10 protein-coding genes, 1 rRNA gene and 1 other annotated feature (1 of these 12 cut by a window edge) are annotated in these 11,381 nt (G+C 45.3%); all 11 genes read right to left on the minus strand.

The genetic code is table 11. From position 1 onward, the window contains the following. Nucleotides 1-25 (minus strand) — a binding site (T-box leader) (it extends 209 nt beyond the left edge of the window). A gap of 2 nt (nt 26-27) precedes the next feature. Then, a complete protein-coding gene (gene gltX / locus AC3WTF_RS17755; protein ID WP_007410392.1) occupies nt 28-1,479 on the minus strand; it encodes a glutamate--tRNA ligase in 1,452 nt (483 codons plus the stop codon). Between the two features lie 91 nt (nt 1,480-1,570). Beyond that, nucleotides 1,571-2,047: a 2-C-methyl-D-erythritol 2,4-cyclodiphosphate synthase gene (gene ispF / locus AC3WTF_RS17760; protein ID WP_003156407.1), complete on the minus strand. Its 477-nt coding sequence runs from the start codon at nt 2,045-2,047 to the stop codon at nt 1,571-1,573. After that, nucleotides 2,040-2,738: a 2-C-methyl-D-erythritol 4-phosphate cytidylyltransferase gene (ispD, locus tag AC3WTF_RS17765; RefSeq protein ID WP_015239038.1), complete on the minus strand. Its 699-nt coding sequence runs from the start codon at nt 2,736-2,738 to the stop codon at nt 2,040-2,042. The genes ispF and ispD overlap by 8 nt, the downstream gene beginning before the upstream one ends. Nucleotides 2,739-2,750: 12 nt before the next feature. Continuing rightward, a complete protein-coding gene (locus AC3WTF_RS17770) occupies nt 2,751-3,851 on the minus strand; it encodes a PIN/TRAM domain-containing protein (protein WP_003156403.1) in 1,101 nt (366 codons plus the stop codon). 115 nt (nt 3,852-3,966) lie between these two features. After that, on the minus strand, nt 3,967-5,049 hold the full coding sequence (disA, locus tag AC3WTF_RS17775) for a DNA integrity scanning diadenylate cyclase DisA (RefSeq protein WP_007615225.1): 1,083 nt from the start codon (nt 5,047-5,049) through the stop codon (nt 3,967-3,969). A 3-nt stretch (nt 5,050-5,052) separates the two neighbouring features. Beyond that, nucleotides 5,053-6,432: a DNA repair protein RadA gene (gene radA, locus AC3WTF_RS17780; protein WP_014304212.1), complete on the minus strand. Its 1,380-nt coding sequence runs from the start codon at nt 6,430-6,432 to the stop codon at nt 5,053-5,055. Nucleotides 6,433-6,525: 93 nt separating this feature from the next. Continuing rightward, nucleotides 6,526-8,958 (minus strand): ATP-dependent protease ATP-binding subunit ClpC, encoded by a 2,433-nt coding sequence (gene clpC / locus AC3WTF_RS17785; RefSeq protein WP_015239036.1) that lies wholly within the window; start codon nt 8,956-8,958, stop codon nt 6,526-6,528. Next, nucleotides 8,955-10,046, minus strand: coding sequence for a protein-arginine kinase McsB (gene mcsB / locus AC3WTF_RS17790; protein WP_003156398.1), 1,092 nt, complete (start codon nt 10,044-10,046; stop codon nt 8,955-8,957). The genes clpC and mcsB overlap by 4 nt, the downstream gene beginning before the upstream one ends. Then, nucleotides 10,046-10,603 (minus strand): protein-arginine kinase activator protein McsA, encoded by a 558-nt coding sequence (gene mcsA, locus AC3WTF_RS17795; protein WP_007410387.1) that lies wholly within the window; start codon nt 10,601-10,603, stop codon nt 10,046-10,048. Before mcsA ends, mcsB begins: the two co-directional genes overlap by 1 nt. Nucleotides 10,604-10,616: 13 nt before the next feature. Further along, nucleotides 10,617-11,081 (minus strand): transcriptional regulator CtsR, encoded by a 465-nt coding sequence (ctsR, locus tag AC3WTF_RS17800; protein WP_003156396.1) that lies wholly within the window; start codon nt 11,079-11,081, stop codon nt 10,617-10,619. A gap of 227 nt (nt 11,082-11,308) precedes the next feature. Further along, nucleotides 11,309-11,381 (minus strand): 5S ribosomal RNA (gene rrf / locus AC3WTF_RS17805); the annotation flags it as partial.

Raw genomic sequence — 11,381 nt, forward strand, 5'->3', positions numbered from 1 at the left:
TACTCTTCCCTGTCAACAATCGTATATTTAAATGCTTTTCAGGCGTCTGACGGCTGTTTCTCTGCCGATCAGCTCAATGGCCTGCGGAAGCTCAGGACCGTGTGTCTGACCGGTAACCGCTACGCGAATCGGCATGAACAGCTTTTTGCCTTTATGGCCTGTTTCTTTCTGAACAGCTTTGATTGAGGCTTTGATCAGCTCAGGCGTAAATTCTTCAAGCTCTTCAAGCTTCGCAGCAAATACGCTGAGCACTTCAGGCACCTGTTCCTCTTCCAGAACGGCTTTTGCCTCTTGATTATACTCGATCTCATCTTTAAAGAACAAATCAGTCAGCTCGACAATTTCAGCGCCGTAGCTCAATTGCTCATGGTAAAGAGAAATTAATTTACGAACCCATTCCTGCTCCTCGGCAGAAAGCTCAGTGCCGACTTTTCCTGCTTTTTGCAGGTGCGGCAGGGTCAGCTCAACCACTTGATCAAGATCCAGCGCTTTGACGTATTGGTTGTTGACCCATTTCAGTTTATGCATATCAAACAGAGCCGGTGACTTAGACAAACGATTTACATCAAAAATTTCAATGAATTGTTCTCTTGTGAAAAGCTCTTCTTCACCGACGGGAGACCAGCCGAGAAGTCCGATAAAGTTAAACAGCGCTTCAGGCAGGTAACCCAGCTCATCATACTGCTCAATAAACTGGATAATTGATTCATCACGTTTACTTAATTTTTTGCGGCTTTCGTTTACGATAAGCGTCATATGTCCGAAGACAGGAACATCCCAGCCGAATGCCTGGAAAATCATGATCTGTTTCGGTGTATTTGAAATGTGATCCTCACCGCGGAGCACGTGCGTCATTTTCATTAAGTAATCGTCAATCGCGACGGCAAAGTTATACGTCGGTGTTCCGTCTTTTTTGACGATGACAAAGTCGCCGATGCCGTCTGATTCAAAAGAAATCTCGCCTTTTACGATATCGTTAAATGCGATGATTTTCCCTTCCGGCACGCGGAAACGGATGCTCGGCTGTCTGCCTTCGGCTAAAAACTGCTCCTGCTCTTCCTGAGTCAGGTTTCTGTGTTTGCCGGAATAGCGCGGCATTTCCCCGCGGGCGATTTGCTCTTCACGTTCTTTCTCAAGTTCTTCTTCCGTACAGAAACATTTATAAGCAAGCCCTTTTTCAAGAAGCTCTTCATAGTACTTTTTGTAAATGTCGTTACGCTCAGACTGGCGGTACGGGCCGTATTCTCCGCCGATATCCACACTTTCATCCCAGTCCATGCCGAGCCATTTCAAATAGTTGAGCTGGCTTTGCTCTCCGCCTTCAATATTTCGCTTTTTGTCCGTATCCTCAATCCGGATAATAAACTTTCCGCCTTGGCTGCGGGCAAATAAATAGTTAAAAAGCGCCGTTCTGGCGTTACCGATATGCAAATGTCCGGTCGGACTCGGTGCATAACGAACGCGTACTTCATTTCCCATGTTCAAATACTTCCTTTCATCTCGTCTGTAGCCTCTAGCCGAATATATGTATCTATTCTACCACCAAATAGACCGGGCATCAAAACAATGATCAGGCTTTTTGGATCAGAACGGTCGCCTGAGCGGCAATTCCTTCGGCTCTTCCGGTAAACCCGAGCTTTTCTGTTGTCGTCGCTTTTACGTTTACTTGAGAGACGTCCGCCTCAAGGCCTTCCGCTATCCGTTTTCTCATAGCATCAATATGCGGCGCCATTTTCGGCTTTTGCGCAATAATCGTGCAGTCTATATTTCCGAGTACGTACCCTTTTTCTTTTACAATGTTCCAGACATGCTGAAGCAGCTTAAAAGAGTCCGCATCCTTGAATTCCGGATCAGTATCCGGGAAATGCTTGCCGATATCTCCTTCACCTGCCGCTCCGAGACACGCGTCTGCGACTGTATGCAGCAATACATCAGCATCTGAATGTCCGAGCAGCCCCTTTTCATAAGGAATTTCAATTCCGCCGATGATGAGAGGACGGCCTTCCGTTAATTGATGCACATCAAATCCTTGTCCGATTCTAAACATTATGATTCCCACTTTCCGCTTTCATGATTGCTTCCGCAAATATCAGGTCATCCGGCGTTGTCAGCTTAATATTGGTATAGCTGCCTTCAACGATACTCACCTGATATCCATCAAGACGCTCGACGAGGCTGGCGTCATCCGTCCCTAAGAAGCCTTTGTTTTCCGCTTCCATATGCGCCGTCTTCAATAAAGAAAGACGAAAAGCCTGCGGCGTTTGAACGGCCCACAAGCTTGAACGATCAAAGGTCTCCGCAACCCGGGAGCCTTCCGCCCGTTTTATCGTGTCTTTCACAGGAACAGCCAGGACAGCCGCTCCCGCCTCCTCTGCTGTTTCCACGAGCTTATCGATATGCTGATGTGTGACAAACGGGCGCGCTCCGTCATGAACAAGGACGACCGATTCCTTATCAATCACTTTCAGTCCTTCGTATACACTGTGCTGACGCTCCGCACCTCCGGTAACAAGCTCAATTTCCGTCTGAATCGGAAATTGGGCCAGCAGCTGGCGAAAATCTTCCCGTTCACTCTCGTTTATCACCAGGATTATTTTCTGACAGGGTGCGTGGCTTTCAAAAACCCGCAGTGTGTGTATAATAACAGGCGCACCTTTTAAGCTGATGAACAGCTTATTTTTCCCGGCCTTCATCCGTTTTCCTTGTCCGGCAGCCGGAATAACGACAACATACTCCATATGAACTCCCTCTTAAAGAGCTTTCTCAAGCAGCTTGGGCTTGGCAAAAATCATTCGTCCCGCCGCTGTCTGCAGTACGCTGGTTACGAGCACATCAATATGTTTCCCTATATAATTGCGGCCTTCTTCCACAACAATCATCGTCCCGTCATCCAAGTAAGCCACACCTTGATTATGCTCTTTCCCGTCCTTAATCACCTGCACATTCATCTCTTCGCCCGGAAGCACAACCGGCTTCACCGCGTTTGCAAGGTCATTAATATTCAGTACCGCAACCTTCTGAAGCTCACATACTTTATTTAAATTAAAATCATTCGTCACAACGACGCCGGATGTCAGCTTCGCAAGTTTGACAAGCTTGCTGTCAACCTCCTGAATGTCCTCGAAGTCGCCTTCATAAATTTCAACCGTAATATCCAGTTCCTTTTGAATGCGATTCAAGATATCCAGTCCGCGGCGTCCTCTGTTACGTTTTAAAACATCTGAAGAATCAGCGATATGCTGTAATTCCTCCAGCACAAATTGAGGAATGACAATGACGCCTTCTAAAAAGCCCGTCTGACAAATATCTGCAATTCTCCCATCAATAATAACACTTGTATCCAAGATTTTCAGCCTTTTATCCTGTTCCTCCTGCTCCTCATCAGCACTTCCCTTTTTCTTCTGCATTCTTGCAGAAATGGAGAAAAGACTGATCAGTTCATCCTTTTTCTTAAATCCGACTTGGAAGCCCAGGTAACCGAGAAAGAAAGCCAGAAAGACCGGAATGATAGTGCTGAATATACGGTACGGAATATTGTCCAGCGGAATCACGTTTACAATGAGATATGCGATGATAAGTCCAAAAACCAATCCGAGACTCCCGAATAACAGATCCGGCACCGGAGCTCTCAGCAAAGAATCTTCAATCCATTTTACCCAATTAATCACATATTCTGTCGTCCATATACTGATGAGAAAAAAGATAATAGCACCAATTGCAGCAGACGTATATGCGTTTGTTATTAAAGGTATGTCCTGTATATTTGACAGTACAAACAATTCAGGTATTAAAAAGATACCGACAACGCCGCCCACAATAATGAAGAACGCCTGAACTATTCGTTTTAACATACCTCCACCTCCTTTTAAGTAGCATTTTTTCAGCAGACTGGGTCAGAGCCTACAAATTCAGAATAAACAAAAACTAACAATAATATACCCGGATTCCGACAGGTTTAAGCGATTCTTAAAGCTGTCTATCTATATAGTGTTTTTCCTGAAGGCGTTTTAAGCCTTTTTTGATTTTTTTGGCGCGCACTTCGCCGATACCCTCAACATCATCAAGCTCTTCTACAGTGGCTTCCGTTATGCTTGGCAAAAATCCGAACGCCTCAACCACATTTTCAACAATCGGCATCGGCAGACGCGGAATTTTGTTCAGCAGCCTGTATCCTCTCGGGAGCACATAATCATCAATATTGGTAGAAGCCGGATATCCAAGCAGCTTAAACAGAATGGAATCATCAAGCAGGTCATAGCTGGACATATCCTGAAGCTCTTTTAACAGCACGAACGGATCTTTGATTTTTTCTTTGACATAGTCTTTAATGAAAAGTGCCGCCTCTTCTTCCATGTCCGTAATCAGTTCAATCACCTGCAGACGGATTAAGTGGCCTTCCGTTCCGAGTTCTTTAATATACATATTGATTTCATTTTTTATTCGGAGCACCATTTCATATCGATGCATGACGGACAGCACGTCACTGAATGTCACAAGCTCCTCAAACTCTAATGCGTTTAAAGCCGTAATCGTTTTGTCTAAGATGGTTTTATACTTCTCGAGCGTTTGAATGGCCTGATTTGCCTTTGTTAAAATAAAACCTATGTCCTTTAGTGTGTACTTCATGCTGTCCTGATATAACGTAATGACATTTCTGCGCTCTGAAATGGCGATGACGAGACAGCCGGTCTGCTTCGCCACCCGTTCCGCCGTACGGTGCCTCATTCCCGTTTCTGAAGAAGAAATGGTCGCCTCCGGCATAAGCTGCGTATTCGCATAAAGAATTTTCTGGCCGGAATCACTTAAAATAATGGCACCGTCCATTTTGGCCAGCTCGTATAAGTGAGCGGGCGCAAATGATGTATTAATATGAAAACCGCCATCCACGACTTGCTTTACCTTATCATTGTATCCGACAACAATCAGGCCGCCTGTATTTGCCCGAAGTACATTCTCTATCCCGGCTCTGAGCGGGGTGCCCGGTGCAACGAACTGCAGAATTGCAGACAGGTCAAGCTCTTGTTTCGCCCCTTTTTTCTCTTTTTCCATCTATTATGATCCTCCTAATGAAGTACGAAGCGCTTCTGCAACATTTGCTACTCCGACAACCTCAATCCCTTTTGGTATTGTCCACCCGTCTGCATTCGCCTCAGGTATAATCATGCGCTTGAAGCCGAGTTTTGCCGCTTCCTTTACGCGCTGTTCGATTCTTGACACCCTGCGGACTTCTCCTGTCAGACCCACTTCACCGATAAAGCAATCTGCGGGATTCGGCGGTGTATCTCTGAAGCTTGAGGCAATGCTGACGGCTACTGCCAAATCAATCGCCGGTTCATCCAGTTTGACCCCGCCGGCGACCTTTAAATACGCATCTTGATTTTGAAGCAAAAGACCCACCCGCTTCTCAAGCACAGCCATAATTAACGATACCCTGTTGTGGTCAATGCCTGTAGCCATGCGGCGCGGGTTTCCAAAACTGGTCGGTGAAATGAGCGCCTGGATTTCAACCAGAATCGGTCTCGTTCCTTCCATTGACGCAACGATACTCGAACCCGATGCCCCGGCAGAACGCTCTTCCAAGAAAATTTCAGAAGGGTTCAGCACTTCCGTAAGCCCCTCTTCCCGCATTTCAAAGATGCCCATTTCATTTGTGGAGCCGAAACGGTTTTTTACGGCCCGCAAAATACGGAATGTATGGTGCCGCTCTCCTTCAAAGTATAGAACGGTATCGACCATGTGCTCAAGCAATCTCGGCCCCGCGATCGATCCTTCTTTTGTGACGTGCCCGACGATAAAAATAGGTATGCCGTTTGTTTTCGCAATTTTCATCAATTCGGCCGTACACTCTCTTACTTGTGATACACTGCCGGGAGCTGAGGTGATATCACTTTGGTAAACGGTCTGAATGGAGTCTACGACAACAAATGCGGGTTTCATCTCTTGTATAGCAGACGAAATATACTCCATATCGGTTTCAGATAAAACATGTAACATTTGGCTGTTGATTCCAAGTCTGTCGGCGCGCAGCTTCGTTTGCTTCACGGATTCTTCCCCTGAAATGTAAAGCACGCTGCCGGCCGTATCAGCTAATTGTGCGGATACTTGGAGAAGGAGCGTTGATTTTCCGATCCCGGGATCGCCGCCGATTAATACTAACGAGCCTTTCACAACGCCGCCGCCAAGCACTCTGTTGAATTCTTCGAGCTTTGTTTGAACGCGGGGTTCTTCCGATGTTTCAATTGATGTAATGGGTGATGGTTTCTGGACGGTTTGAACGGAGTGGGAGAAAGCCGCCCGCCGATTCGCCGGCGCTTTTTTTATGGTTTCTTCCACCATTGTATTCCAAGCCCCGCAGCCCGGGCACTTTCCCATCCATTTTGCGGATTCATAACCGCATGAGTGGCAGATGAATTTTGTTTTTGATTTAGCCATATATGTTGTAAGACCTCTTCCTTATCGAATATTTCTCTATATAACAAAGTGAGGCATACACTTGCTTACGTATGCCTCATGTTTGTCACTATATTAGTTCGTTTTAGCAGTTGTTTTTACGACAAATTCGCCGTCCTCAACATCAAGAACAATGTGCTGGCCTTTATCAATATTGCCTCTGAGGAGTTCTTCTGATAACCGGTCCTCCACATGCTTTTGAATCGCTCTTCTTAACGGACGTGCACCGTATTCCAAATCGACGCCCTCTTCTGCCACTTTTGCTTTTGCAGCATCCGTCAGCTCGATAGAGAGATCTTGTTCTTTCAGACGTTTTGTTAACTGATCAGACATAAGCGACACGATGTCTGTAAGATGTTTTTTCTCAAGGGAGTGGAAGACGATAATTTCGTCAATCCGGTTGATAAACTCAGGTCTGAAGGCACGCTTCAGCTCTCCCATTACTTTGTCTTTCATGTCTTTATGGTTTTGTGATTCATCCTGCACATTGAAGCCCACATATTTGTTGCGTTTCAGCTCGCTCGCTCCGACGTTTGACGTCATAATCAGGATCGTGTTGCGGAAATCCACAGTGCGTCCTTTTGAATCAGTCAAGCGTCCGTCTTCAAGCACTTGCAGGAGTATGTTAAACACATCAGGATGCGCTTTTTCAATTTCATCAAGCAATACGACAGAATAAGGTTTTCTTCTCACTTTTTCTGTCAGCTGACCGCCTTCATCATAGCCGACATATCCCGGAGGAGAACCGACAAGACGTGAAGTCGAGTGTTTCTCCATGTATTCGGACATATCCACTCTGATCATCGCTTCCTCATCACCGAAAATGGATTCCGCCAGCGCTCTTGCCAGCTCTGTCTTCCCAACGCCTGTAGGGCCTAGGAAGATGAATGAACCAATCGGGCGTTTCGGGTCCTTCAGACCGGCTCTTGCACGTCTGACGGCCTTTGCAACGGCTACAACAGCTTCATCCTGGCCGATGACGCGGGAGTGCAGAATGTTTTCCATATTGAGAAGCTTATCTGTTTCCGTTTGGGCAATTTTAGATACAGGCACCCCGGTCCAGCTGGATACAACCATCGCAATATCCTCTACAGAAACTTCGGAGTTCTCCTGGCCTTGTTTTTCTTTCCACGTTTTTTTCGTGTCTTCCACCTGTTCTCTCAGGCGCTGCTCCGTATCACGAAGGGAAGCCGCTTTTTCAAACTCCTGGCTCTGAACGGCAGCGTCTTTTTCCTTGCGAACTTCATCGAGTTTCTGCTCAAGCTCTTTTAAGTTCGGAGGCGTTGTGAAAGAACGGAGACGCACTTTTGAACCCGCTTCATCAATTAAATCGATCGCTTTATCCGGAAGGAAGCGGTCAGAAATATAACGGTCGGACAATTTTACCGCCGCTTCAATCGCTTCATCGGTAATGGATACGCGGTGATGCGCTTCATAGCGGTCACGAAGCCCTTTTAAAATTTGAATGCTTTCATCGGCTGAGGGCTGATCCACCTGAATCGGCTGGAAACGGCGCTCGAGAGCGGCGTCTTTTTCGATATATTTACGGTATTCATCAAGCGTTGTCGCACCGATGCATTGAAGCTCTCCGCGGGCCAGTGAAGGTTTTAAGATATTCGACGCGTCAATCGCACCTTCTGCTCCCCCCGCTCCGATCAGTGTATGCAGTTCGTCAATGAATAAAATAATATTGCCGGCCTGACGTATTTCATCCATTACTTTTTTCAAGCGGTCTTCAAATTCTCCGCGGTATTTCGTACCGGCTACAACCGTACCCATGTCTAATGTCATTACGCGTTTATCACGTAAAATTTCCGGCACTTCATTATTGATGATCTGCTGTGCGAGGCCTTCAGCAATCGCAGTTTTACCTACACCCGGTTCTCCGATAAGAACGGGGTTATTCTTCGTTCTGCGGCTTAATACCTCAATAACACGCTGAATTTCTTTGCTTCGGCCGATAACCGGATCAAGACTGTCTTCCTTCGCAATCGCAGTTAAATCACGCGCCAGACTGTCCAGCGTCGGCGTGTTTGCATTGCTGTTCGTACCGGATGCAGAAGATCCCGTCTCATTGCTTCCCAGAAGCTGCAGCACTTGCTGTCTCGCCTTATTCAAGCTGACACCGAGATTATTCAGAACCCTCGCCGCTACGCCTTCTCCTTCACGAATCAGTCCGAGAAGTATGTGTTCTGTTCCCACATAAGAATGTCCTAGCTTTCTGGCTTCATCCATGCTGAGCTCAATGACTTTTTTTGCTCTTGGCGTATAATGAATCGTTTGAGACATTTCCTGTCCCCGTCCGATTAAGCTCTCCACTTCTTTCTGAATTTTATCCGAACCGAGTCCGAGTGCTTGGAGTGCTTTAGCCGCAATCCCTTCTCCTTCACGAACCAGACCTAATAAGATATGTTCAGTTCCAATATTGTTATGGCCTAAGCGCAGTGCTTCTTCCTGTGCCAGTGCCAATACCTTTTGAGCTCGCTCTGTAAACCTTCCAAACATCATATCGAATCATCCTCCTGTCTATTTGCACTCATTTCTAAATGCAGCCTTTCCCTGATAAGCGCCGCTCTTCTCGCGTCTCTTTCGTTCGGCCGTAATGCACCGCCCGAATATTGCTGGAGAAAACCCGGCTGTGTCAAAATCATCAGTTCATTAAGTATATTGCTTGATAGCCCTTTAATGATCCCCAGGTCTATCCCCAGCCGAACGTCAGAAAGGCATTTCGCCGTTTCCTTCGATTCAATCATACGGCAATTGGATAAAACGCCGTATGATCTGAATACCCGGTCCTCCAATTCAATTTTCGAGGTTTGGTAAAGCGCTTCTCGGGCTGAACGTTCCTGCTCAATCAGCTGGGCAGCCACACTGTTTAAATCATCTACAATGTCCTGTTCTGATTTTCCGAGTGTGATTTGATTTGAAATTTGAAAGATATTTCCTAATGCTTCGCTGCCTTCACCGTAAATTCCTCTAACAACTAAACCTAATTGGTTAATTGCCGGTATAATTCGATTCATTTGCCTAGTTAATACAAGACCCGGCAAATGCATCATGACTGAAGCCCTTAGTCCCGTCCCTACATTTGTAGGACAGCTTGTTAAGTACCCTCTCTTCTCTCCAAAGGCGTAATCCACTTTCTCCTCAATCCAGTCATCAACCTGGTTCGCCGCTTTTATAGCGTTGAGAAGCTGGAAGCCGGGGAAGAGGCATTGAATTCTGATATGATCTTCTTCATTTAACATAATGCTGACTTCTTCATTTTCAGAAAGCAGACAGCCGCCAAAAGGGGATTCCGTTAAATTCGGGCTGATCAGATGTTTCTCCATCAGCACCCGTTTTTCCAAAGGCTGAGCTTCACTCATTCTGATTAAATGAAATTGACCGATATCAGGCAGTTCTTTTCCTGAAAAATGATCTTCAAATTGCTGAATGATGGATGAGGCTTCTTCATTCGTATACCTGGCAGGAAACTTTATATTTTCAAAGTTTCGGGCCAACCGTATACGGCTGCTGAGTACAATGTCACTTTCAGGTCCCTTTTGCTTCATCCAATTGCTTAGTGCGTCCTGAATAAAATGCTTGAGCGACATTACCCTTGTTCCCCCTCACTGTCTTTACTTTTTAACTTCTGCTCTAACGATCGGATCTGATCTCTGACCTCCGCTGCTCTTTCAAACTCTTCGTGGTGTATTAAAGATTCAAGTTCTTTTTTTAACATTTCCATTTGCCGTCTTACATGCAGGTTTCCGCCTATTCGTTTTGGAATTTTCCCAGCATGCACCGTATTCCCGCTGTGAACTTTTCGCAAGATCGGCGTAATTTGGCTGTAGAACGTATCGTAACATTCCGCACAGCCGAAACGCCCTGTTTTTCTCAGCTGCTGAAACGTCATACCGCATTTCTTACAAGCTGTCCCTTGCTCTGAATAGCCGAACATTTGAGAGCCGGTGTTTTGAAATGAGGACTCCATATTCAGCAGCCCTGATAATAAATTATGAATCGAGAACCCTTGGTTTCCACTTATACTGTATGAATCGCTATTTTCTTTTGCACATTGTTCACAAATATGAACTTCTTGTTTTTCCCCATTAACAACTTTCGTAAAGTGAAAAGTGGCCGGTCTCTCATTGCATTCTTGACAAATCAATCTTTTCACCCGCTTACTTTAGTTTTAAAGATGTGAGCATTGCTTTCATCATTCTGGCTCTTAGTTCATCCCGTTCGGGCAAATCAATATATAGAACTGAACGATCCATTACACTCACCATCATTTTAGCTTCTCTTTCCGAAATAACTCCGTCCTCTAACAGTCTGAGAATAATGTCATCAGAGGCTGCTTGGGACAAGTGGGTATGAATCTGCGAAATAATATTGTTGATGAGGACGACTTCGTTATTCATTTTAATTTTGATAATACGAATATAACCGCCGCCTCCCCGTTTACTTTCAACAATATATCCTCTTTCACTTGTAAATCTGGTGTTGATGACATAATTTATTTGGGAAGGAACACATTGAAATTTATCAGCGATTTCACTGCGTTTGATCTCTAAAATTTCTTTGCCATTTTGATCTAATACTTGTTTCAAGTACTGTTCAATGATGTCAGAAATATTATGTCCCACTCAACCCCCTCCTTTATTGACTTTGACTATATTTGACTTTAATCTTACTATAAGGTGTTTCGCAAAATTTTTCAACTGTATCGCTCTATCTCTATTATTTCCACTTTGCACAAGCATAAAACCTGCTTTTGCAAAAAGGCATATCGTTATGTTTCTCTTATTATATAACGTATGCAAAAAAACACAAAAAAGGCAGCTCATGATGAGCTGCCTTTACCGTAATGATAGCTTGGCGGCGTCCTACTCTCACAGGGGGAAACCCCCGACTACCATCGGCGCTGAAGAGCTTAACTTCCGTGT

The sequence above is a fragment of the Bacillus sp. EB106-06-01-XG163 genome, assembly GCF_058791615.1.